Genomic DNA, 26,737 nt, shown 5'->3' with positions numbered 1-26,737 from the left:
TAACTATATTCATCAATTTTTGATATAATATTACGAAGAATATAAAAGGAGGATAGTAATGAATATAATTGTTTGCCTAGATGATAAAAATGGACTTATGTTTAATAAAAGAAGACAAAGTCAAGATAAAGTTCTTAGAACTAACATAAAAGAACTTGTAAAAAATCAAAATCTTTTTATGAATGAATACTCTTATAAATTATATAAGGATATTGATGATGGCAATATAAAAGTCTGTGAAAACTTTTTAAATGAATGTCCTGATACCGACTTTTGTTTAATAGAAAACACAGAAGTAAAAAATTATATAAATAATATAAATACTATAGTTGTTTATAAATGGAATCGTCTTTATCCATCAGACTTCTATTTTGATATTGATCTAAACACTAACTTATGGGAACTACTTGAAGTAGAAGAATTTCAAGGATCCTCCCATGAAAAAATAACAAAAGAAACTTATAGGAGAATATACTAATGAAAAATATATTTAAATTAAAAAAATCACTAATTATGACTTTAGGGGTTTTAGTATGCTTATTGGGATTTATTGGTTGCTCTTCAACTAATATTTCCTCTACAAACAACAGTGGACAAGTAATTGAAAACTCTAATTCTAATAATATACTTTTAACTAACCCAAATGGAAACACTGATGATAATAATATAAGTGTTTCAGATATTTCTGATATTCCAAAGTACTCTGGCGAAGACTATATAATATTAAATAATAATGTTCCTAATTTTTCTGAATCAGATTTAACAACTACTTCTTTTGAGGAATATAGTCCTTTAGATAGCTTAGGAAGATGTGGTGTTGCATATGCTAATATAGGGACAGATATAATGCCAACAGAGAAAAGAGAATCTATTAGTTCTGTTAAACCAAGTGGTTGGCAATCAGTAAAATATGATATTGTTGAAGGAAAATATCTTTATAATAGATCTCACTTAATTGGTTATCAATTAACTGCTGAAAATGCAAATGATAGAAACCTAATTACTGGTACAAGATACTTCAATGCGACATTAATGTTGCCATATGAAAACATGGTAGCTGACTATATAAAAGAAACAAATAATCATGTTTTATATAGAGTAACACCTGTATTTGAAGGAAATAACCTTGTTGCAACTGGTGTTCAAATGGAAGCAAAATCTGTAGAAGATAACGGTGAAGGAATTGAATTTAATGTATTTGTATATAATGTTCAACCTGGAATTACAATAGATTATGCAACTGGTAATAGTGCCCTTAGTGGTGAAGAAATAGTAGAAACTGAATCATCAAATAATACAACTAATTCTACAAATTCAAGTAATAACTCAAATAGTACTAATAATACTACTTCTTCTAATGAAGAAACTGTAATAAGAGGAAACTCAAAATCAAAAATCTATCATTGCCCTGGTCAAAAAGATTATGAAAACATGGCAGATTCTAAATATCTTGTTAACTTCAATAGTGAACAAGAAGCAATTGATGCAGGATATCGAAAAGCTTCTAGATAGTTTCTAATTATATCTAGAAAAGCTAACTACTTAATATTTAGAACTAAAAGAAGCAATAACTTTAGTTAAAATAAACAAAGGTCTTAATAAATTTTTTGATTTATTAAGACCTTTTGCTTTATTTCAAATTACAAAAATAATTCAAATTTTAAATAGAACTAATATGAAAACTGACTATTATATAAATCATAATAGAATCCCTTCTTTTCTAAAAGCTCCTTATGATTTCCTTGTTCTATTATATTTCCTTTATTCATGACTAATATCTTATCAGCATTAACAATAGTTGAAAGTCTATGGGCAATAACAAAGCTAGTTCTTCCTTCCATAAGCTTTAAAAATGCCCTTTGTATTCTAACTTCTGTTAAAGTATCAATAGAACTTGTAGCCTCATCTAATATAAGAATTTTAGGCTGTGCAAGCATTACTCTAGCTATAGTTAATAATTGTCTTTGCCCTGCTGATAAATCTTCATCATTTATTACAGTATCATATCCATCCTTTAACCTTTTAATAAAAGAATGTGCATGAGCTGCTTTTGCAGCATTAACTATTTCTTCTTCCGTTGCATCTGGTTTTCCATAAGCAATATTTTCTTTTACTGTGCTATTAAAAAGCCATGGATCTTGAAGTACCATACCAAAATTCTTTCTTAAACTATCTCTTGTTATACTCTTAATATTAGTACCATCTACATATATTGCCCCTTTATCTATATCATAAAATCTCATTAATAAATTAACTAATGTAGTTTTTCCACATCCTGTTGGACCAACAATAGCTACTGTTTCACCAGCCTTAGCTTCAAAAGAAAAATCTTCTATCAAGGAAGTATTTTTATCATAAGAAAAATATACATTCTCAATTTTTACATTACCCATGCAGTTGTTTAACTCTATAGCATCATTTTTATCTGGAGCTTCTGGTTTTTCATCTATTATATTAAATATACGAGTTAATGAAGCAAAAGCAGTTTGTATCTGAGATGTTATTCCTGATATTTCATTAAAAGGCTTTGCAAATTGAGCTGAATATATTAAAAAACTCGAAACTATTCCAACAGAAACTCCTTCTTTTATAGCTAAAATTCCGCCAACAAGCCCAACAGCTATATAAGATATATTGTTTATAAACCTTGTACTTGGATTAATAAGTGCTGAAGCAAACATAGCATTTGTAGCAGTTGCACAAAGATTGTCTGAAATTTTTTCAAATTGTTCCATTGCTGTTTTTTCTCTATGAAATGCTTTTACAATTTTTTGATTCCCAACTATTTCTGATACAAATGAAGATAATTCCCCAACTGATTGCTGCTGCTTTAAAAAAGATCTTTGACTAAATTTACTTATCATTGAAGCAATTAAAAAACATATAGGTGTTACTACTAATATAGCTAAAGTAATTTTAACATTTAAATATAGCATACATATAAGTGCTGTAATTACAGTAACTGCTCCTGAAAATACATTAGTAATTGATACTGCTAAAGCATCACTAACATTATCTAAATCATTAGTAAAACGACTAATAATATCCCCATGTGGATTATGATCATAATAAGCTAATGGTTGCTTATTCAAACTTTCAAAGGTATCTCTTCTCATATCTCTAACTATTAAATATGAAACCTTATTTGCATATCTTGATATAAACCATTGAAATATAGACGAAATTAAATAAATAAGTCCAAGGGCTATTAGTATTATAAATAGACTTTCAAAATTAACATTCCCTACTCCACCAATTTCATCTATTGCTAATCCACTTAAATATGTTGCAATAACTACTCCAATATTAGTAATAAAGGCACATAAAATTGCTAGTATAACTTGAACTTTATATTTATTTACATATGTTAATACTCTTTTAAAATTACTCATAAGTACTCTCCCCCTTTACTTAACTTGAGATTCGTATATTTCTCTATAAGTAGGACAATTTCCTATTAACTCTTCATGAGTTCCAAGTCCCATACATTTTCCATCATCTAATACTAAAATTTTATCTGCGGAAATTATTGAACTAATTCTTTGAGAAATTATTATTGTAGTAGTATCTTTTAAATTTTCTTTTAAAGATTCTCTAAGTTTTTTATCAGTTGCATAATCTAAAGCACTTAAACTATCATCTAAAATAATTAATGAAGGCTTTTTAACTAAGGCTCTTGCAATAGCTAAACGTTGCTTTTGTCCACCTGAAAAGTTCTTTCCACCCTCATAAATAACAGAATCTATACCATCTTGCATTTTACTAACAAAATCATAGGCTTGAGCAGCTTTTAATGCCTCTATTATTTCTTCATTAGTTGCATCTTCTTTTCCCCATTTAATATTTTCACTTATTGTACCTGTAAATAATACTGATTTTTGAGGTACTATCCCAATTTGATCATGTAAAGAATTTTGTGATATCTTTCTTACATCTTTACCCTTAAATAATACTTTACCTTTTGTTGTATCATAGAATCTTGGTATTAAATTTGCCACAGTAGACTTACCACTACCTGTTGTTCCCACTATACCAAAGACTTCACCTTTTTTAATTGAAAATGATAAGTCTGATAAAACTTCTTCTGAGTTATATTTAAAAGTTACATTATCAAAAGTCACTATTTCTTTATTTATTATTATTTCTTCTGAAATATCTTCTAAACATTCTTCATCTTTAATACTTGGTACATATTCTAATACTTCATTTATTCTTACTGAAGATGCTGAAGCCTTAGTAAATGTAACTAATAAATTTGCAACTACTATTAAAGCTAATAAAACTTGCGTTATGTAATTTATTAAAACAACAATATCTCCTTGAGTTAAAGTTCCGATATTTACATTAATTCCACCTACATAAAGTAAAACTATAATTCCTATATTCATTATAAGTGAAGTTATAGGATTCATTAAGGCAGATAAATTTGTAACTTTTATATAGGCTTTAGACACCTCTTCTGTTGCATCCTTTATACGTTCACTTTCATTTTCATGTCTTGCAAAGGCTCTAATAACACGAACTCCAGTTAAATTTTCTTTAAGTACATGACCTAAGTTGTCCATTTTTCCTTGAGCATTTTTATATAATGGTATAGTTCTTTTCATAATTACAGCTATTACCAAAATAAATATTGGAATTAAAACTAAGAATATTAATGACATTTTTGGAGCTATGTATATTGACATTACTATAGCGCCAATACATAAAAAAGGTGCTCTACTTACAAGTCTAATTAACATAGCAACTGCTAAAACTACTTGATTTACATCATTAGTCATTCTATTTATTAACGTAGAATTGCCAAATCTATCTATATCTGCATAGGAAAATAAAGATATCTTTCTTAATAATTCTTTTCTAATATCATTACCGACATTTTGACATGTATAAGAAGCATAATATTGACACAAAGAAGCTGATGCTAATCCTATACTTATTACAACAAACATTATCAAGGCCATTTTACCTATATATGGCATGTCCTTATTTACTATTCCAATATCTATTATTTTTCCCATAAAAATAGGTAATAATAATTCTAAAATAGCCTCAAACAATTTGGCACCTGAACCTATTACTGTTTCTTTTATATATGGTTTAAGAAACTCCCTTAACTTAAACATCCTATATCCATCCTCCCATCTATTATTTTTTATATTCTAATCTATAAATCATTATAATAAACCCACTTAATAAGTAAAGTTTTTAATTATTTTTCATATATTTCAAAAATAGTTTTTTTATCATATTTTAATCTAAATTTAACATTTTATCTCATTTAGTAATATTTTACTGAATTTTTAATAATTGAAAACAACTACATATTAACAATAGAATAATTTAAAATATTTTAATTTAAATTTCATTATTTCTTAACACATTGTTTTTATATGGTATTAGTTGTATAATCTAGCACAATATATATAATATATACTTTTTTGAAAAGGAAGTTGAATATGGAGTCGATTAATAAAAAAAATAATATTTCTAAATTAACCTTGGCTGGAGTTTTAGTAACATTAGGTGTAGTTTATGGAGATATAGGAACATCTCCACTTTATGTAATGAGATCTGTAATACATAACAATGGTGGCCTACAAAGTGTTTCTGAAGATTTTATTCTTGGAACCTTATCCTTGGTATTTTGGACACTTACTATTCTAACAACAATAAAATATGTATTAATAACATTAAAAGCAGATAATAAAGGAGAAGGTGGAATTTTTTCTCTTTTTACTTTAGTTCGTAAACAAGCTAAATGGCTTATTATTCCTGCTATGATTGGTGGTTCTGCATTACTTGCAGATGGTATGCTAACCCCTGCTGTAACAGTAACTTCAGCTGTTGAAGGTTTAAAATTAATTCCTAGCTTTAATAATTTATTTGGTAATAACCAAAATAATATTATTATAATTGTAATTTGCATTATAAGCCTTCTTTTCTTTATACAACATTTAGGAACTGATTTTATCGGTAAATTATTTGGTCCAATTATGCTAATTTGGTTTTGTTCACTTGCATTCTTTGGTATTATTAACCTTTGTAATGATTTTAGTTTATTACGTGCACTTTCACCACATTATGCAGTAAAGGTTCTTTTTAGCGATGAAAATAAGTTAGGATTTTTTATTCTAGGCGGTATATTCCTATCATCAACAGGTGCTGAAGCCCTTTACTCAGACCTTGGACATGTTGGGAAAAAAAATATATATGTAACATGGCCTTTCGTTAAAATATGTTTATTAATAAATTATTTTGGACAAGGTGCATGGATATTAGCAGCAAAAAATAATCCGGCTATTCTTGCTATAAAAGATTTAAATCCATTTTACCAAATGATACCTAAATCTCTTTTAATGTTTGGTATAATAATTTCAACATTAGCTGCAATTATTGCTTCACAAGCATTGATTTCAGGATCTTTTACCCTTGTTTCTGAAGCAATTAAATTAAATTTATTTCCTAAACTTCATACACTATACCCATCTCATTCTAAGGGACAATTATATATCCCTTCTATCAGTAGAATACTATGGGTTGTTTGTATAGGAATAGTACTTTATTTTAAAAGTTCTGAAAGTATGGAGGCAGCTTACGGACTTGCAATTACAGTTACGATGCTAATGACTTCAATTTTATTATTTAACTATTTATTAAAGAAGAAAACACCTTTTATTCTTTCTTTAATTATTTTTATTTTCTTTGCTACATTTGAATTTTCATTCTTTATTGCAAATGCAGTTAAATTTGCACATGGAGGATTTGTTGCTGTCTTAATTGCTTTTATTATTTTGTCAGTTATGTATATTTGGATTAAAAGCTATTATATTAAGATGAGCTTGTTAGAAAATGTTAGAATTTCTGATTATAAAGAACAATTAAATAATTTACGTAAAGATGAAGCTAGACCAAAGTTTGCAACAAACCTTGTTTATTTAACTAATAGTTGTTCTAGCAAAAAGGTAGAAAAAAAGATAATGTATTCTATTTTAGATAAAAGACCTAAAAAAGCTGATGTTTATTGGTTTGTTCATATATCTGTTACAGATGAACCTTATCAGGCAGATTATACAGTAGATACATTTGGAACATCTTATATTGTAAAAGTTCAACTTAATCTTGGATTCAGAGTAGAACAAAACTTAAATGTTTTCTTACGTCAAATTTCAACTGAATTAGTTGAAAGTGGCGAAATTGAACTTCAATCTCGAACTTATACAACAATAAAAAATAGAATAGTTGGTGATTTTCGTTTTATATTAATTCAAGAACAACTTTCACAAGAATCAAAATTAAACTTTTGGGAATCAACTATACTTAAACTTAATTTATTTATTAAGAAATTTACAGTTTCACCATCAAAATGGTTTGGACTTGATACTAGTGATGTTTATATTGAAAAAGTTCCTCTATTTTTAGGACATAGTAATCCTACTATTTTAACAAGAAAATATCCATTAAATAAAAGAACTTCTAAAGTTTAAATATAGATAAACTTAATTTTAAAAGTCGATATCAATAAATACTAGATATCGACTTTTAAAATAAATATTTATTCTTAATTACTCTAAATCTATTCCAACTAATATTGAATCAATATTTTCCTCAGCCTTTTTTATAGCATTTTTTCTTTCTTCTTCACTTTTCCCTGTTCCATCTACCTTAAGCTCTTGAACATGCTTAATTCCAATAAACTTCATTATTTTAGCTACGTAATTTTCTCCCTTATCCATTATAGCATCTAATACCCAAGGTATATTTCCGCCGGAAGACTCTATATATACTAATGCCCTATTCTTATCATTTAGTAATCCTTTTGGCTTTTTTCCTTCTTCAAAAGAAATAGTCTTATCTGTTTGAACTATACAATCAATATACTCTTTTAAGGGTGCTGGGAATGATAAACTCCACATTGGAGCTGCTATTACATACATTTGTGCACTTATAAATTGGTCACATAATTCTCTTATTCTTCTTATTTCTTTCTGATCCTTTTCAGGTAACTTCTTCGCATCTTCCTCACTAATTACGCAATTTCTATCTTTAAAATATTGATATTCTAATCTTGGTATGTGTTCCTTATATAAATCTATTTCTTCTACTTCAAAATCACTATACTTTTCTAAGAACCTATTAATAAAAGTCCTTGCTACAGTTTTAGATGATGATAATTCCTCTGGTTTTGAATTAACGCTTATATATAATAATTTTTTCTTCATATATGCACCTCTTTTCTTTAATATTATTTACTTTTTATATAAATTTAATAACTAAAAAATCCTACAGTAAAATTACTGCAGGATTTTTAGTGTTAAATATTATCCTAAATCACTTACTATTTCAGCTTCAACGTAAGGCACTTCATTTTTCCCATACTCTTTTCTAATGACTTCAGTATCAATATCTATGCCGCCAAACTCTACTTCAACCTCTTTATCTACTATCGATACATCTATAACTTGTACTCTATTTAAATCAATAAACTTTTGCTCTTTATAATATTTATTTACTAATGTTGCTACTTCTAATTTAAAGTCATTTCCTTCAAATGTAACACCTTCTATATCAGTAAAAGCATTGATTACATAATTAAATATTTTTTTAGATATTGGATTTACTATATTCATTTTTAAAAGTTTAAAACTCTTTATATTTAAATAGATATTATTGTGTTCAACTTTAGAAAAACTTAATTCTGTTTCTATATTTATATTCATTCCAAATACTTGAACATTTCCTATTAATCTTAAATAATCATTAATAAAAATATCACTTATATTAAGCTTATCTTGTAACTTCAAAAAGTTTCTTATATCTTTCTTTGTTATACAAACAACCATTTTTTTCAGTTTCATTTTTATCCCTCCCTAATAATTATATAAAAATTATAATCAAGTTATATTATTTTTATTATAACTATATATCTATTTTAATACTAATTTTATATTAATAAATCACTTTATTTATTTTTTAATATTCCCCTTTAAAATATATATTTGAATACTATCTACAATTAAATAAATATAAAATAGCCTTACCTAAATTAAATAGGTAAAGCTATCTATTAAATTCTTTTTTTTATTTTGTATGATTCATAATAAAAAATTAAAATCACTCTCTATCACATTATCCTTGTCTATTTGCTTCAATGATTTCTTTAAGTTCCACATTTTCATTACGATAACGTGCTAGTGGATTTTTCTCTGGGATATTTAACTGTATTGCCTTTTTAGGACAGTTGTGAATACATGCCATGCAGGTCTGACAATTTTTCATGTTATATGATACCTTACCATCTTGCAAACTGATACAACCAGCAGGACAGACCTCTGTGCATATTCCACATTGAATACAGTCATTATTAACCTTATATAAATGCTGAAATATATCTACAGGCATTTCACTTCGTATTTCCAGATATTTCTGGTGCACCTGTCTATCTGTATCTGTAACTAAAGGAATATAATTTCTTTTCCTTTGAATATCATTTATAATTGCTGATAAATATTTATCTACTTTCTTGTCTATTTTTCTCTGTTCATCCATATCAAATACCGGTAGATAATTATCAACCATTTGAATCAAATTTAAGTAGTTTACTTTGATTCCATATTCTTTACAAAAGTTATTTATTAATTCAGCAGCTCCTCCATGACGATTTCCAAAAGTCAATACCATATAAAAATAATCTGTTTGAAACTTAGACATTTTAAGAAACTCTTTAACCATTTCTGGAAGTTCATGTCCGTAAATAGGAGCAACCACTCCAATTCTATCCGCTTTATAACTCTGTTCTTGTTTATTTATAATCTGCGGAATACTAATTGGATTATTCTCAATATTTTTAGCAACATAAAGACTATTTCCAGTTCCTGTGAAATAAAATAACATTTAATATCCTCTCCTTGTTATATATACTCTTTTTTGATATAATGCTATTTTAAAACCCGGGTGTTACACACGGTCAAGAGTTTTTTTGAAATTTTTAACTTTTTAGGGATATTAATATATATATTAATATTATTTATTACTTCTTCTATTATGCTCCCATTCCTATTATCATTCCAACAATATAAGGTACAAGCCATACTATCCAAACAATAATACTAAACTTATGGAACTTAGCTTTTTGCTCCTCATTATTTTTATATAATACCCAAGTTGCCCATACAGCATGAAATAACATTAAAACAATTGCTAAAACCCCTGTTACTCCATGAATCATTTGACTTGTAGTTCCTATTGATTCTATACCTGATTTTGCTATTTGAGACATTGTTAATGTACCTGTTGTATCACACAATAATCCTAACCAAAATATTATGACATGTTTTTTGTTTAAAGTTTTTGATTTTCTTTCTCCAAAAACTCCAATTGTATAAAATAATAATGCTAGTGTTATAGTAATTATTGCAAATATTAACATTCCATTCATTTTCCTCATCCTCCAATAATATTAAAATAAATTATCTAATTCATTTTTATTTTATCTCTTAAATATGTTAAATTTTTCTTTAACTCTATAACTTCTTCTTCTGTAAAGTTTTTAAATATATTATCAAAACTATCATTTATAGTTTTTCTAAACTCTTTAGCAAATTCTTCTCCCTTATACGAGAAAGTAATATAAGTATTTCTTTTATCTTCATCATTTTTAATTTTTTTAATATAACCCATACTTTCCATTCTTGAAACTATTCCAGAAACTGTTCCTTTTGCTAAAGACATTTCCTCACACAAATTAGATACAGTGACTTGTCCCCTATGAGCAATTAATTTAATGATCATTATTTGTTGATGTGTTAATCCACTTTCCTTTAAGCTTTCACTAACTATCCCCATGGTATTAGAATATATTTCTTTTATAAGCATAGCTATTTCAAATGAATCATAACCTTTCATATAATTTACCTCCAATGTTACATACTATATTTAGCTTTAGTTTCTTCAAATTTTATTGAACTTATTAAAAATGTTAAACCAGCTAAAAATAACGCTGCCCCTAGCCCCATATAAAAGTTTCCTAATAACGTAGGATTTAATACCCCAAGATTTCTTATGACTATTCCAAATGTCATCATACATCCCATTACTATATATCCCTTTATATCAAAAAATGAAAATAGACATTGCTTCTGTAATTTACTATTTATAATTCTCTTAGCATGCTTTATAAATATTTTTTTAAATATAAAATTAAAGAATATATAAAATATAGCAATTGAAAAAACTACACTTATAAATATATTGCCTTTATTTAGCACAACATCTCCTCTTCCTAATGTAAATACTCTTAATCCTGCAAATCCCCATACCAAACCTGCTACAAGTAATAACGTTCTTTTATTAACTGCTAAAAATCCACTTTTAGACTTGTCCATCACTATCCCTCCTCATTTTAGTTCCTATGCGAACCTTTTAGTTCCTATGCAAACTATTATACAACTATTATTCCTCCTGTCAATAAAATATTTGATATATCTCTTTTATTTTTTAACTTATTGAAAATCCCCAATAAAAAAATAGCCCTATCCAAATAAAAATAATGGTTAAGGCTATAAATAATAATTTACAACTATATTAAATATATTTATTTTTTTAATATTACTTCTTAATTATTTTACTTTCATAAGAATTAAAAGTAATTCCATTAAACTCTTTTGTTAATGCAGTATGATTCATAACAAAATAATATTCTTCATCATTTACTAATCTCTTAACAACTTCTATACCAGATTCTGATTCAATAAATTCTATGTTAGCTTCTGATAATATCTTCTTAGCTATTATATTCATGGTATTATTATCTACACCTGTACCAATATAATAAGCTTCCCCATTACCATATTTATTTAAAGTTATAGCTGATAATTGATTATAAAATTCATCATCATACATAAATAAGCTTTCTGCTGTAGTAGTCTTTAACATATCTCTAAATACAGTTCCAGTACCTTCTATACCTTCAAAGTTATTTATCCCCTTAATCTTAACATCTTGTCCTTCCTGAAGAGATTCTATTTCTTCAACAAATCCTCCAATTAACTCATTATAAAAACTTGGATTTAATTCTCCTAATACTAAATTATTATAATAATCTTTAATTGCAGTTCTAAAGCTAAATACTACTTTACCTCCATTTTTAACGAATTCTTTAATCTTTTCTTGAACTTCAGTCTTAAATACAATCATTGTTGGTATTAATAAAACTTTATATTCATTAAAATCTACATATGATGGAATAACATCTATATTAATGTTATTTTCATAGAAAGGCCTATATAATCTATATACTTCATTTTTATAATCCATTAAAAAGCTTTGTTTTTGTATTCTAAATGATGCCATAGATTCATAGTCATAAATAACTGCTACTTCTGATTTTATTTCACTATTTATAACATTTTCATTTTCTTTCATATCTTTAAAGAAATCTTGAACTTCATAGAACTTTCTTCTTTTTTTATTATCTTGATCTATTATTCCATAACAATATTGCTCTGCCCCTTTAGTTGCACCTCTATATCTGAAATACATAAGAGAATTACATCCATGAGCCATTGCTTGATATGACCACATTTTAGCTTGATTTTGCCTTGGAAGATATCCTATAACATCATGTCCCTGTGCTCCCATTATGGCTTCTGTAATCCAAAAGTTTTGTCTTTTAGCACCTCTCATAAAATCTAAACCACAAGCAATTTCATGTGGAGGAATTGGCTCTCTTTGCCCACCCCATACTGGATAATTATTATATGCAACTACATCTATATGTTTTGCTACCTTTGAAAAGTCAAAGCTTTTATCAAAATATCCACCTGAAAAATCATGAATTATAATAGAATCTTCTCCTAATATTTCTTTTAAAATATCTACTTGTAATTTTGCATAATTTTCAACACTTATACTTCTAAATCTTTCCCATTCCATTCTTAAACTTGGATTATGAGTAGTTATTGTTTTTGCTGGAACTGGAATTTCATCAAAGTCATTGTAAGTTTGAGACCAAAATCTAGTACCCCATATTCCATTTAACTTATTTATATCATTATTATAGCTTTTTCTTAAGTAATCTCTAAAAGCATTCTTACATTCATTACAAAAACATACATCACTACCTTCATGCCCAAATTCATTATCTATTTGCCAAGCTACTATAACTTCTTCATTCTTGAAATGATTTGCAAGTTCTCTAATTATTATTTCACTATATTTATGATAAGTTTTGCTATTAAAACAATATTGTCTTCTTCCGCCAAAAACTCTCTTAGTATTATTTTCAAATTCACCTAAAACATCTGGATGCTTTTTTGCAAGCCAAGCTGGCATTGTTGCTGTTGGCGTACCAAATATAACCTTTAATCCTTTTTTCTTAGCTTCATTTATTACATTATCAAAATATGAAAAATCAAATTTACCTTCTTCACTCTCCATCATGTGCCATGCAAATTCACCTATTCTTATTACATTACTACCTAAATCTATAATATTATTTAAGTCTTCTTCTAACATATCTTCATTCCAGTGTTCTGGATAATAATCAACACCTAAAAACATTTTATTTTACCCCTTTTTACTGTAAATTTTACTAAAATATTATATCAAATTTATTTTTATAATAATATATTCTTTAAATAAAAATGACAAATTGAGAGTTGAACCTTCAATTTGTCATTTATTAAATTGTTGTTTATAATTATTTATAATACCTAAACAACTTCTAACTCAATTTCTCTCTTATTATTTAACTCATTCATTATCTTTTCTTGATATTCTCCATGTAACTTATATCCTTTAACATATATAAAGAATCCTAATAATGTTATTACTGAAGGTACTGCTACCATAAGTATTCTCATACCAAATATTGTTCCTGCAGTTTGTGTTATATTTGGAACATATCCTACTATTGTTAATCCAACACCTATTAACCAACCTGAAACTGCTGATGCTGTTTTAACTAACAATGTTTGAAATGAAGCTATTATACTTTCATTTCTTGAGCCAAATCTTACTTCACCATAATCTATAACATCTGCAAGCATAACAGTTGTAGCTCCTAAAGTGAATCCTGAACCTAACTTAAGTATTATTCCTGATAAAGCTATAAGTGCTGCATTTCCTGGAACAAAAATTCCTGCAAATAATAGTATTATTAAGCCCACCGCTGGTAAATAACATGCTAATCTAAATACACCTTTTTTACTCATTCTTTTTGAAAGCATAGGGAATATCATAAGTGCTGCTATTTCAGCTAATCCAGCAAATGCTGTAAACACTTGATACATATTTTCATTTCCAACAACATACTTGAAATAGTAAATTGACATTCCTCCTGATAATTGAGCAACTAAATTGTATGCAAGTACTACTCCTATAAATACCATAAGTTGATCATTTTCTTTTATAACTTTAAATGCTCTCTTTAAACTTATTTTTTCTGATTTTTTACTTATCTCTGTTGTTTTACAACTGCTATCTTTAACGTTTACAACAGTTATAATAGAAGTTATCGCAAAAATTATTGCTATTATTATTGCAAAAGATCCATATCCTTTAGTTTGATTCCCATTTCCTAGTGTATTGACTATAGAAAGTCCAAATGCCCCCATTATTAACCATGCACAACTTGCAAATATTCTTGGTATAACTGACATCTGAGCTCTTTCTTCATTAGTTTTAGATAAAGAAGGTAACATTGACCAATAAGGAATATCCATTACTGTATAAGTCATTCCCCATAATATATACATCACTGAATAATAAGCATATAATGAAGTTCCTTCTAACCCTTCAGGTCTTTTAAATAAGAACACCAATACCACTGCATTCATCAACGTACCTATTAAAATCCACGGTCTAAATTTTCCCCATTTTGTCTTAGTATTGTCAACAATCATTCCCATCGCAGGATCATTAATTGCATCCCATAATCTTGCTACTAAGAATAGACTTCCTACAAATGCTGGAGCTAGTCCAATTGAATCTGTAAAATAAATCATTAAATAACTAGATACAATTGCATAACATAAATCCTTTCCTAGTGCACCAATTCCAAAAGAATACTTCTCTTTAAATGATAATCCCATAATTCTCTCCCTCCAAATACTCCATGTATTTTTTATTTTTTGTAATTGTTTTCACATTTCATGTTTATATATTAACATAACAGGAAACCTTTTACAAGTATTTTTACAGTAAAATTTTATATTATTTTACTAAGTTTTTATCTGTTTATTTCAGCATATTTTTAAAGATGTCAATTTACACAATAATTTATTAATTACATTATTATAAAATATATAAAAATAGATTATTAAACCCTTAAATAACCTATAAATTAAATTTGGAATTTAATAATCTACTTTAAAATAATATTTTTTTAAATTTCACTAACTCTTATAATATCACTAGCATAATCTCCATTTAGCCTTACATCTAACCCTCTATTCATTAAGTAATTTCCTGCTTTAATTACTTCTTCTCCATTAATTTTTATTAGATATTTAGAATTCTTTTTCAATCCTCTAAGCTTAACATTAACTCCTCTATGTCCAATTAAACTTTGAGGTAAAAATACAAATAATAAACTTTCAGTATCTTTATTATATTGATAAATTTTATAATTATTTTTTGATGTATTTTCTAATCTATAAAAATCACCTTCTTGGATAATATGCCTTATTTCCTTATATTCTTCTATTAATTTTTGTGATAACTTTACTTCATTCTCATTAAACTTTAATATATTGCATCCAATTCCCAATGTTCCCATCATAGCACTATGATATCTAAATTTCATTGGTATAATTCTTCTTGATAAAAAGTTTGGACAATCTGTTACCCAAGCTCTCATAGCCTTAATTGGATAGATATATGAATAAGTATCTTGAATAAACAATCTATCATAAGCATCAGTATTATCACTTGTCCAAAAATCATCAAATATACCTAAAATACCATAATCAATTCTTCCTCCACCAGATGCACAGGCTTCAAATAACACATTAGGATGTTTAAGTTTTAACTTTCTTACAATATCATAAACTCCTTCTATATGCTTGTACCAGATATCCTTTTCAACTGCTGTTTGTGATATAGGTCTATTGGCATCCCACTTAATATAATCAATATCATAAGTTGATAACAAGTTATCTAGCATATTATAAATAAATTCTTTTACTTCTTTTTTAGTTACATTTAATACATATTGTCCTCTTGATGTATCACTTTCTCTAGTTTCAAAATGATATATCCACTCTGGATGTTCCTTATAAAGCTGAGATAACGGATTTACCATTTCTGGTTCAACCCATATTCCAAACATCATATCCATATCTTTAACTTTTTTTATCAATGGATCTAACCCCTCAGGGAATTTATCTCTATTTACATACCAATCTCCTAATCCATTATCTATTCCGTGTCTTTCTCCAAACCATCCATCATCTACTACAAACAACTCTGCCCCTATTTCCTTAGCTTTTTCTGCAAGTTTTATTTGTTCATCACAACTTACCTTAAACTCAGTTGCTTCCCATGAATTATATAATACTGGCCTTAATCCCCTTCTTAATATATTATCTTTTGCAAAATTATGAAGGTTATGAGTCATAATTTCAAAACCTGAATTACTATATCCAGCTATAATTTCAGGAGTAACGAACTCCTCTTTTGGTTTAAGCTCCATTAGAAAATCATGTGAATTAATTCCCATTTGAACTAATGTTTCACCATACTGAGTTTGCTCTATTATTCCACTAAAATTTCCACTTAACTTTAAAGCCCCAAAGAATACTTCCCCTGTAGTTTCAGTTGCATCCTTATCTAATATAAAATAGGGATTATGATTATGAGTTGATATTCCTCTTCTATTTTCTATAACAATCTTTCCATAGTTGACTTTTTGAATAAATCTTTGTTGTTCTGCTCCCCAATGACCATGAACATTTGAAAAATTTAGTCCTTCATAAGGAATATGAAATTGTCCACTATGTATTTTTTCAATTTCAATAATATCATTAGAATTATTTTTAATGCTTACATATCTTTCTATTAAATCATACTGTTCATAAACTTTATAGTGAAGATTAATATTAAAATCATAGTAAGAATCTTTTAACTTTATTATTAATTCATCATCATTAATATCATATCCACTATATTTATAAACTAACTCTCTACTTTTATCTGAAAATGTAACTTTCAAACAATGCTCTTTATATCTTAAACTTCCATATACAGGATACTCTTCCCTGGTAATTTCATATACCGGGTCATTTGTTGATACTTCAGTTAATATAGGCATATCAAAATCTTCAATATCTTGAATTTTACTTCCCCAATATAAATTTCTTAATAACCCTTCACTATCTACCCCAAATACATATGAAGTATTTTTACTTTGAAGACTAAATATATTTTCTGATTTATTAATTAAAATTCCCATAATTCTACTAACTCCTTTTACTACAATATTTTTAGATAACGTTTTCTTATAAAGATTATAATATATTTACAGTAAAATTTTCAACGTTTTTAGTAAAATTTATCTAAATTTATTTTTGTATTTTTATTACAATAAAAAAGAAAGTATCTTATATCATTAAAAATACTCTCTTTTATATAGTTTTCTATTATATTTTTCTTACACTATTTCTTAATACAAATTCACTAGGTATTATAACTTTTTTTGCATAATTTCTTCCCTTTAATTTTTCAATCATAAGTTCTACTGCAACCTCTCCTAAATACTCTATATGTACTCTTATAGCTGTTAATGGCGGATTAGTATATTGTGATATTATTGTATCATTAAATCCTATTATACTTACCTCCTCAGGAACCTTTATATTTCTTTCATATAATCCCTTAATTAATCCACTTGCAATAGCATCATTAGCCGCAAAAAAAGCCGTTGGCATTTCATTTTTGCTATCAATATAATTAATTATAGCTTCATGTCCACCCTCTGCCGTCATATCACTATTAATTATGAATTTTTCATTTAGTATTTTATTACTATTCATATATTCATAAAAATATTTTAATCTATCATCAAAAGTAGGAATTTTATTATCACCTAATGTATACTTTTCCCCAATAAACCCAATATTTTTATGACCAAGCTTAATAAAATATTCTAATCCTTGTTTTACACCTAACTTATAATTAACCTTTACGCTATCATATAATTCATCATTAGGTGCAGAATCTATGAACACTATATTCTTAGTCCTATCTGATAATTTTTCTACTTCTTCAGCAGTAAACTTTCCTATAGCAATAATTCCTTGTAATTCTTCCTCTTCAATATATTCATAATCATTCTCTTTTTTAAAAAGTCTAACAAGTTTTATATCATTTTCAAAGGCTTTTTTCTCAACTATATTCTTTAAAAGCAAATAATATGGATCCTGTAATTGTTTAACTACATCATACATTTCTACAATTCCTATAGTAACTATTTTTTTATCTAAATTTTTACCTTTTCTTTGCTTTGCAGTCTTATAATTTAATTCTTCTGCTACCTTTAATATTTGTACCTTAGTTTCATCGGCAACTAAAATTCCACTATCATTATTTAAAACCCTAGATACTGTTGCTAAGGATACCCCTACCTTATCTGCTATTTCCTTTAACGTAGCCATTCTTACCATTCACCTCAATATTCTTTTTGCATTTTATTAACATTATAATATAAATTAATTTAACTTTATAGTATTATACTTATATATTTTTGCTCTTCTTATAAACACAAATTTAATATAAAAATACGTTAAAACAATAATCAATAGACTATCCTTTTAACGCATTTTATATAAAGTTTATAAATCTATACCTGCACTAACTTCTTTAATATCATTAACTTTTTCTTTAGTCATAAATTTTATCTCTTTCTTCATCTTCTTTAATACACTTATATAGCCTGGTATCAAGAATGCATCTGCACATATCCACGCAATTGGACTAGCTAGGCATACTGCAGTAAATCCAAATATAGGAACTAAAACAAATCCACATACTGTTCTAGCTACCATTTCACATACTCCAGCACATATTGCAAATGTTGAATATCCCATTCCTTGAATAGTAAATCTTACTACATTTACAAAACACAATGGAATATAAAATGCTGCTGTAATTATTAATTGTTTACTCACCATTGAAAGCAATTCTGTTTGATTTCTATCTACAAAAAGTAAAGCTATAGTTTTTCCAAATAAAATAGATATTACAAAAGCAATTATAGAATATACAGATCCTATTATTATACTCTTTTTAATCCCTTCATTTACACGATCTAATTTTTTTGCACCAACATTTTGACCTGCATATGTTGCCATCGTTGATCCTAATGCATCAAATGGACAACTTAAAAACATAGATATCTTACTTCCTGCAGTTACTGTTGCAACAACTAGTGAACCTAATCCATTTACTGCTGTTTGAAGTATTACACTTCCTATTGCTGTTATAGAATACTGTAAACCCATAGGTATTCCCATATAACATAATCTTCTCATGCAATGTCCATTAACCTTAAGTTCATCCTTTTCAAACTTAAGAATACTATATCTTTTTTTCATAAATATCAAACAGCATATACCTGATACAGCTTGTGATATAACAGTTGCCCAAGCAGCTCCAGCCACTCCCATTTTAAAAATAATTATAAATGCTAAATCTAAAACAATATTAATTATTGATGACATAATTAAAAATATAAGTGGTGTTTTACTATCTCCAAATGAACGTATTATTCCAGCTAATAAATTATATAAATAAGTAACTGGTATTCCCAAAAATATAACGAATATATAGCTATATGCACCCTCCATTATATCATCAGGTGTATTCATCCACCCTAAAATTTTTCTACAAAGCAAACATACTATTATAGTCATAGTAATTGAAAATATGGCTGATAATATTGCACTATTAAAAACATATTTACGTAAAAGTTTATAATTACGTGCTCCAAATTTTTGTGCTACAGGTATTGCAAATCCATTGCAAACTCCCATACAGAAACCAATTATCATAAAACTTATTGACCCAGTTGAACCTACTTCTGCCAAAGCAGTAACCCCTAAGTACTTACCAACAATAATTGTATCTACCATACTATAGAACTGTTGAAATAGCATTCCAAATAATAGTGGAATTGAAAACCCTAAAATTAGTTTGAATACATTACCTTGTGTTAAGTCTTTTACCTTATTCTTCTCCATACCTTTTTCCTCTTTATAATTATAATTTTAACTTAATGAGTTTTCTCTTTTTACAACTAAATTTCTTTCCATAAAATTCTATATCTTTTTTTACCAAGCTATATATTATTACAAATCTAAAATAAATTCCATGTATTTTCTTATACTATTTTTTTATTTTTTTATAATAAAAACCATCTAGAAAAATTTACGCCTTCACTAGATGGTAATCTATAATTATATTATTTTATCCTAAGCCAAACTTGCATTTCTCCAACTCCTCTATTTCCCCAATAGTGATATGGAACTAATGTTATTTTTTCATTTTCTAATGTGACATTATTCTCATGATATAAGCTATCGTCATTATCTATTTCTCTATATCCATCAACTATTATTTTAAATAATTCTAAATCATTATGGGTAAATGCTTCTCTTTCAAAATTCTTTGAATCCTTAAGTAACAAATTATATAACATATCTCCATTATCTATTTCTTCTGTACAATATACTAATGGTCCATATGTTATAGCAACTTTTCCTGCATCATATCTTACTCTTTTATTAGCTTTTATAACTTTTAATTCAGAATTAAAACTTAAATATATAGAAATATCATTTTTAGGTATATTTCTTAAATATATATATCCATTAATAATTTCATAATCTGCTTCATTATTAAATATCTTTACTGAATGTCCAGAGCTCCAACTAGGTATTCTTAATGCTACATTTTTATTTTCTAAATCACTACCGCCTATTTTGATTTCTATTTCCTGAGACTTTAACAAATCACATTTCATTTCTATATTTACAAAAGACTCTCCTATATTAAGCCTTGAATTATTTGCAATATATTGATGAATATATACTGTATCATTATTAGAAGAATATATATAATCTCCTATGTTTAATAAAAATCTGGCTACATTTGGTGGACAACATGCACAAGGATACCATTTTTGTCTTTCAACCTTTACTTGCTCTAAAACAGGATTAGTATGATTTTTAGGATATACTTCTAATGGATTTACATAAAAGAAAGACTTTCCATCCATTGCTATTCCTGAAATTATTCCATTATATATTTCTTTTTCTATTACATCACTATACTTTGAGTTTATTTCCGTATTTAACATTCTCTTAGCAGCCATAGCAAGTCCTATTGAGGCACAAGTCTCTCCATATAATGAATCATTAGGCAAATCATAGTTTCCTGTAAATGCTTCTCCCACATGTGTAGACCCTATTGCTCCTGTTATATACATCTTTTGATTCACTATATTATTCCATAACTTTTGACAAGCTTCTAATAAACTATTATCCTTTGACTCTCTAGCAACATCAATCATTCCACATAACATATATACAACTCGAACAGCATGTCCAACAGCTTCATCTTGTTCTCTTACTGGCTTATGAGTTTGATTATATTCTGCACCTATACAGGAAATAAAATCTTTTGAGGCATTTGGTGATTCACAAGGATTCCATCCATTCCAATAGCTAATTTTCCCTCTTGCTTCCCATTCTACTTCAAAGAAATGTGGTAATTGTCCTCTTTCATCAATAAAGAATTTAGCTAAATCTAAATATCTCTTTTCCTTTGTTACACTATATAAAGACATAAGGCCTAATTCAACTTCTTCATGGCCATCATATCCTTTTATTTTTCCCTCTTCAACTCCAAAATTATTATAGATGCAATCAGCTAAATTCTTAGCTATTTCAATAACTTTTTCTTTTCCAGTCGCATTATAATAAGCTGTAGCCGCTTCAAAAAAATGTCCTGCACAATATAATTCATGACATTCCCAAAGATCTTTAAACTTCATATCTGGTCTTTCTATTATAAAATAAGTATGAAGATAGCCGTCATCCTGTTGTGCTCTTCCTATTAAATCTATAACTTCATCCGCACATCTTTCTAACTCTTTATTTTCTTTTAAATGCAAACTATATGCAACTGCTTCTAACCACTTATAAACATCACTATCTTGAAAGATAAATCCATAAAAATTCCCTTCCATTTCTTTTGCTGCTATTTTAAAATTTTTTATTGCAGAGCTTTTTTCTACACCTTCTAATTCATCATTTAATACCTTCCATTGATAAGGTATTACCTGGTTAATTATCAAGTTTTGATAATATCTAAAAAACCTATCTGTTATATTTACATTATTAAATTTTATATTACTTGCCAATTCTTTAGTAATTATATTATCCATAATTTTAACCTCCATATTCTCACTACTTTTATTACCTTTAGTACAACTTAATTATAATTTAATACCATTTATTAACTCCATTGACTTTAATGAGAAGCTCATGTAAAATAATGCACATGTTATATACAAATTTAAATTCAAACTGTTTTAGAAAAGTTGATATGTGCAGTAAATTAATCTTTAATAATACTATTGCTCATCCTAATAGAACTTTACCTTTTCACGATTTAGTTTACGTTTTAAGTGGAGGTTTTAATGTAATTGTTGAAAATGAACTAATTGAAAGTCGTGAAGGTGATATTATGTTTTTACCAGCTTATAAACACCATTATCCACATTCAAATAATCTTAACAACACATCTTGTTATTACATTCATTTTTCTTCTGACATTAAAGATGATGTTATTTTTAATAAACCAGATAAAATTATTGATGATTTTTACTGTATTCCATCAAAATTAAACCTTAAAGATAATCCTAAATTACCCTATTACTTTCACGAATTATCATCTTTATGTAATATAAGTAATACAGATAATACAAAACTAAAAAATTCAATTTTATCTAGAATTTTAGCTGAAATAGACTTAGAAGTTAATAAAATTGATACACTTCAATATAATCAACTTACAAAAGATATAATATCAATATTGGAAGAAAATATTCAAAATAAAATTAGTATTGATGATTTATCTAGATTATTAAATTTTTCTTCTAGAACTATACAAAAACATTTTAAAAATAATACTGGAAAAAGTATTCATGAATATCACTTAGAGCTTAAACTTAATAACTCTAAATATTTTTTAATTTCTTATCCCGATATGAAGTTAAAAGAGATAGCTGATATGTTTGGCTTTTACGATGAGTTTCATTATAGTAAAGCATTTAAAAAACTATTTAATACTTCACCTAATGGTTTTAGAGATAAATCTAATTAAGAGTTTCCGTTGGAAACTCTTAATTTATTCAAACTAACAAAGCTAAGTTCAAATCTTAACTTCTTAATTATAAATTGGTAATAATAGACCAGATTTTTTTAGTATTGGTCTTATTGCATTGTATATGATTGCCACTAAAATTACTGATACTGCTGCATTTATAAATGTAGTTGCTGCACTTAGTTTAGCTAGAATCATAGCTGCATCTTGAGGTTGTCCAAGTATATACTGCTTATAAAAGAATCCAACTATAGGATCAGCAATTACATTAAAAGCAAGTCCAGCAATTGATGCTATTAAACTCCATTTAAAAATATATTTATTATCATTGCTTTCACCTATTTTTGCTATTTTATGTGCAATAAAACCTGTTATTAAACCTATGCATAATTTTAAAATAAATGTCTTAGGTGCTACTAGTATATATACAGGATCAATTAAGTCTGCAATTGTCATTCCTATTGCCCCTGCTAATCCCCCATACCATCCTCCAAGTAATAAAGCTGCTAAAACGCAAAATGCATTACCAATATGAAGTGAAGTTGCATCTCCACCTGGTACTGGAATTTTAATTTGTAAGTAAGTGAAAGATACAAAGCATAATGCTGCAAGTAAAGCAGTTTGTATTAATTTTTTAAATCTAATTTGCTTATTCATTAATATTTGCCCCCTTGTTATAAAACTTTATATCCATTTTATACCTACTAATACAAATAAATCAATTGTATCCATACAAATATGTACTCTATATAAATTTATTTAAATATAATAAAAATGAACTATAGTCTATTGTGTCTATAGTCCATTTTCACCAATTATATTAATTTAAAGTTTGTAAATACTGATCAACATACTCTAAGAAATAATCCATACCCTTTATTCCTACTAAAGGTATATGATTAGCTATTTGACTTCCGTACAATATAGGCATACTAACTCTGAATTTTGTATTTTTATCATTAGCCATTCTTAATGTTACATCATCCGCTATAATTAATTGATTACTTTTATTTTTTAATAGCTCTATTCTTTCTTTTTCTGAATTTAATGTAGTAATATCTTTATCATCTATATCTTTAATATTATGACTACATATAAAACTATCTATATTAAATCCAATTTCTTCTGATATTTTTCTAAACCCTAATAATCTATTATATTCAGAATATATACTCATAGTTGGCTTAGAATTTTTAAGCATTCTTTTATACATAGGATAATGCTTAATATTCATAATACGCTTCATTAACTCTTTAGTAACATTATTATTAATACTTATATCCATAGTTTGTGATATTTCCTTTAACCACTCTAATGTTCCTACATATCCATATGGTGCCCCATAAATATATGGTATATCATAAACTTCCTTCATATACTTTGCCAACTCTAAAGCTTCAAAAGAAATAACAATATTAAGCTTAGCTTTAGTAGTATTTCTAATAACCTCTTCACTAGTATCTACACATAACGTACCTATTACATCATAATTAAAGCTATTTTTCATTAACTCTTTAATTTCATTAATATCAGAACGCATACGATAACTATATAATGATGCCCCTAATATGTTATAAGTATTATCTATCTTTTCTGTTTTTTCACCTAACATACTTTTAAACAAAGTATCATAAGCAATTTTTATTCCAGTTGTGTAATCACCCCTAAAGCCACCATTTTCTAAAGCATATAATTCAGCTGATACCTTAGGCTTAATAGCTCTGCATACACCTTTTAAATCAGTTCCAATTATTGCACTAACAGATGATGCTACTATAAAAATAGCTTTAGGGCTTATCCACTTATCAACTTCAATAATGGCATCTTCTAGAGTTTCTGTATAACCCATTATTACATCATCTTCTCTCATATGTGTTGCAAACAATCTATTTTCTTGTTCTACCCCAATTTTCCCAAAAAAGCCCATACTAAAATGTGTTGTTCCCGTTGGTCCAAATTCTATTACTACAGTATCATCTATAGATAAAAGAGTCCATAAAATTCCCATTCTATCTGATGGAGTCGGCAAATATCTACATAAGCTCATTTACTGTACCTCCTTGATATTCTTTTGATTCTTTATATGCTCTAACTAACTCTTCTACAAAGAAATTAACTACTTCCATTCCAGCCATTGCTGATGCCATATCACTTCTGACAATTGCAATTCCCTTTTTAGCTAACCTTGTAGCATATTCATGTCCTAAGTATAAATCTGGCTTTAATATATCATATACTCCTTGTAATGGTGCTATATTAGCACTCTTACATACATAAGGATTTTCTTTACTTAATATATCTTCTATATATTTATCATCATTTTCTGTCATATAAGATACTTGTATAAGCTCCGGTATCATCCCTAACTTTGTCATAAATGAGTTTACTTCAAAACATTGGAATGGTGTATTTCCATATATATATTTAGCACCTTTTAAAACTTCTTTTCCAAAATTCACAGCATCATTAGCCTTATTATAAAGCTGTATAACTTCTTTTGGTAATTCTAACTGTAATGTATCAAAAAGATTATTATATGCTTCTAATATATATTCTGGGTCAGTAAATTTTTCAAATAATATATATGGTATATTAAATTTACTTCTCATTTTTTTAGCCAATGGTAATCCTATTGAGCTTGTAACAATATTTATATGTGCTTGTGGTGCTTTACGTATATCTTCTACTGTACAACCTGGTAACATTAAATTAATATCTACATTAGAATCATTTAATATTTTCCCTAATTCTGTTTCAGTAAAATTTCCACTTCTCTGACCTATAACGTTTACTGATATATTTTCTAATTTAGCTTGCCTCTCCATTATACCTATACATGCTGATAAGGTTCTTTCTAAACCTATAATATGGTTTTCTGATTTGAAGTGCTCAGTATGCACAGTTACAACTGGCACTCCATACTCATCTCCTAATGTATCTCCTAAAGATTCAACATCATCACCAATTAATTCAACAACACATGTTGTTATAAGAAATACTGCATTAGGCTTATATTCTTCCATCAGTTCACTAAAAGCTGATTCAATTTTCTTTTGACATCCAAAAGTTATATCATGCTGATTAAGAATAATACTGACGCATCTTCCATCTATTCCACCATACACCTCTGATCTCATAGTCATTTGCTTAGTATAATAAGAGCATTCATCTGTTCCTATTACTACAAATACAGCATCTTTAATTTCTTTAAGTAATAAGGCCGACCCAAATAGAGGACAATGTGATCCTGGAAATGATGCATATGTTAATGGTTTTATATCTTTCATATTATTTATACTATCTAACTTAGATAATTTATTAATTATTTCTAGCGAATTTATCATGTCTCCCC

The 26,737-nt window shown here is 27.2% G+C and carries 21 protein-coding genes; 4 read left to right on the top strand and 17 right to left on the bottom strand.

The genetic code is table 11. From position 1 onward, the window contains the following. Positions 1-58 precede the first annotated feature (58 nt). Both EJJ37_RS01855 and EJJ37_RS01850 read left to right on the top strand, forming a co-directional pair. Positions 59-478: a ribonuclease Z gene (locus EJJ37_RS01855; protein WP_133013896.1), complete on the top strand. Its 420-nt coding sequence runs from the start codon at positions 59-61 to the stop codon at positions 476-478. Beyond that, entirely contained in the window at positions 478-1,512 is a 1,035-nt protein-coding gene (locus EJJ37_RS01850; RefSeq protein WP_133013895.1) for a DNA/RNA non-specific endonuclease, read from the top strand. Before EJJ37_RS01855 ends, EJJ37_RS01850 begins: the two co-directional genes overlap by 1 nt. 158 nt (positions 1,513-1,670) lie before the next feature. On the opposite strand, the gene EJJ37_RS01845 is transcribed toward EJJ37_RS01850, so the two are convergent. After that, positions 1,671-3,392: an ABC transporter ATP-binding protein gene (locus EJJ37_RS01845; RefSeq protein ID WP_133013894.1), complete on the bottom strand. Its 1,722-nt coding sequence runs from the start codon at positions 3,390-3,392 to the stop codon at positions 1,671-1,673. A gap of 15 nt (positions 3,393-3,407) precedes the next feature. Then, entirely contained in the window at positions 3,408-5,126 is a 1,719-nt protein-coding gene (locus tag EJJ37_RS01840; RefSeq protein WP_133013893.1) for an ABC transporter ATP-binding protein, read from the bottom strand. Positions 5,127-5,459: 333 nt separating this feature from the next. Between EJJ37_RS01840 and EJJ37_RS01835 the strand changes: the two genes are divergently transcribed. Beyond that, positions 5,460-7,487, top strand: coding sequence for a KUP/HAK/KT family potassium transporter (locus EJJ37_RS01835; RefSeq protein ID WP_133013892.1), 2,028 nt, complete (start codon positions 5,460-5,462; stop codon positions 7,485-7,487). Between the two features lie 78 nt (positions 7,488-7,565). Here EJJ37_RS01835 and EJJ37_RS01830 read toward each other — a convergent pair whose 3' ends face one another. The 12 genes from EJJ37_RS01830 to EJJ37_RS01775 all read right to left on the bottom strand — a co-directional run bounded on the left by EJJ37_RS01830 (position 7,566) and on the right by EJJ37_RS01775 (position 22,444). After that, positions 7,566-8,222, bottom strand: a complete 657-nt coding sequence (locus EJJ37_RS01830) for an FMN-dependent NADH-azoreductase (RefSeq protein WP_133013891.1) — start codon at positions 8,220-8,222, stop codon at positions 7,566-7,568. Between the two features lie 99 nt (positions 8,223-8,321). Continuing rightward, positions 8,322-8,858 carry a hypothetical protein gene (locus EJJ37_RS01825; RefSeq protein WP_133013890.1) on the bottom strand — a complete coding sequence of 179 codons (537 nt, stop codon included), beginning with the start codon at positions 8,856-8,858 and terminating at the stop codon, positions 8,322-8,324. A gap of 271 nt (positions 8,859-9,129) precedes the next feature. Then, on the bottom strand, positions 9,130-9,894 hold the full coding sequence (locus tag EJJ37_RS01820; RefSeq protein WP_133013889.1) for an EFR1 family ferrodoxin: 765 nt from the start codon (positions 9,892-9,894) through the stop codon (positions 9,130-9,132). Positions 9,895-10,042: 148 nt separating this feature from the next. Next, complete coding sequence (locus tag EJJ37_RS01815; RefSeq protein WP_133013888.1) at positions 10,043-10,438, bottom strand: HsmA family protein; 396 nt, start codon at positions 10,436-10,438, stop codon at positions 10,043-10,045. A gap of 35 nt (positions 10,439-10,473) precedes the next feature. After that, positions 10,474-10,905, bottom strand: a complete 432-nt coding sequence (locus tag EJJ37_RS01810; RefSeq protein WP_133013887.1) for a MarR family winged helix-turn-helix transcriptional regulator — start codon at positions 10,903-10,905, stop codon at positions 10,474-10,476. A 17-nt stretch (positions 10,906-10,922) separates the two neighbouring features. Further along, positions 10,923-11,384: a hypothetical protein gene (locus tag EJJ37_RS01805; RefSeq protein WP_133013886.1), complete on the bottom strand. Its 462-nt coding sequence runs from the start codon at positions 11,382-11,384 to the stop codon at positions 10,923-10,925. A gap of 223 nt (positions 11,385-11,607) precedes the next feature. Further along, positions 11,608-13,560, bottom strand: coding sequence for a beta-galactosidase (locus EJJ37_RS01800; protein ID WP_133013885.1), 1,953 nt, complete (start codon positions 13,558-13,560; stop codon positions 11,608-11,610). Between the two features lie 152 nt (positions 13,561-13,712). Beyond that, complete coding sequence (melB, locus tag EJJ37_RS01795; RefSeq protein WP_133013884.1) at positions 13,713-15,092, bottom strand: melibiose:sodium transporter MelB; 1,380 nt, start codon at positions 15,090-15,092, stop codon at positions 13,713-13,715. Positions 15,093-15,385: 293 nt separating this feature from the next. Next, complete coding sequence (locus EJJ37_RS01790; RefSeq protein ID WP_133013883.1) at positions 15,386-17,452, bottom strand: alpha-galactosidase; 2,067 nt, start codon at positions 17,450-17,452, stop codon at positions 15,386-15,388. 187 nt (positions 17,453-17,639) lie between these two features. Continuing rightward, positions 17,640-18,653 carry a LacI family DNA-binding transcriptional regulator gene (locus tag EJJ37_RS01785; RefSeq protein WP_133013882.1) on the bottom strand — a complete coding sequence of 338 codons (1,014 nt, stop codon included), beginning with the start codon at positions 18,651-18,653 and terminating at the stop codon, positions 17,640-17,642. 177 nt (positions 18,654-18,830) lie between these two features. Beyond that, the gene (locus EJJ37_RS01780; protein ID WP_133013881.1) at positions 18,831-20,237 is read right to left on the bottom strand and encodes an MATE family efflux transporter; all 1,407 of its coding nucleotides are present in this window, start codon (positions 20,235-20,237) and stop codon (positions 18,831-18,833) included. Positions 20,238-20,458: 221 nt separating this feature from the next. After that, complete coding sequence (locus EJJ37_RS01775; protein ID WP_193553905.1) at positions 20,459-22,444, bottom strand: glycoside hydrolase family 127 protein; 1,986 nt, start codon at positions 22,442-22,444, stop codon at positions 20,459-20,461. Between the two features lie 161 nt (positions 22,445-22,605). Between EJJ37_RS01775 and EJJ37_RS01770 the strand changes: the two genes are divergently transcribed. After that, a complete protein-coding gene (locus EJJ37_RS01770; protein WP_166484636.1) occupies positions 22,606-23,385 on the top strand; it encodes an AraC family transcriptional regulator in 780 nt (259 codons plus the stop codon). A 63-nt stretch (positions 23,386-23,448) separates the two neighbouring features. Here the strand turns inward: EJJ37_RS01770 and EJJ37_RS01765 are convergent, their stop codons facing one another. The 3 genes from EJJ37_RS01765 to EJJ37_RS01755 form a co-directional block, all read right to left on the bottom strand. Next, entirely contained in the window at positions 23,449-24,042 is a 594-nt protein-coding gene (locus EJJ37_RS01765) for an ECF transporter S component (RefSeq protein WP_133013878.1), read from the bottom strand. 163 nt (positions 24,043-24,205) lie between these two features. Beyond that, the gene (locus EJJ37_RS01760; protein ID WP_133013877.1) at positions 24,206-25,432 is read right to left on the bottom strand and encodes a nitrogenase component 1; all 1,227 of its coding nucleotides are present in this window, start codon (positions 25,430-25,432) and stop codon (positions 24,206-24,208) included. Beyond that, positions 25,419-26,729 carry a nitrogenase component 1 gene (locus tag EJJ37_RS01755; RefSeq protein ID WP_133013876.1) on the bottom strand — a complete coding sequence of 437 codons (1,311 nt, stop codon included), beginning with the start codon at positions 26,727-26,729 and terminating at the stop codon, positions 25,419-25,421. The genes EJJ37_RS01760 and EJJ37_RS01755 overlap by 14 nt, the downstream gene beginning before the upstream one ends. Between the last annotated feature and the right edge of the window lie 8 nt (positions 26,730-26,737).

Source organism: Clostridium cuniculi (genome assembly GCF_004353185.1).
GTDB classification, from domain to species: Bacteria; Bacillota; Clostridia; order Clostridiales; family Clostridiaceae; genus Clostridium; species Clostridium cuniculi.
The sequence above is the reverse complement of the archived record's forward strand: the minus strand, read 5'-3'. Positions and strand labels throughout refer to the sequence as shown.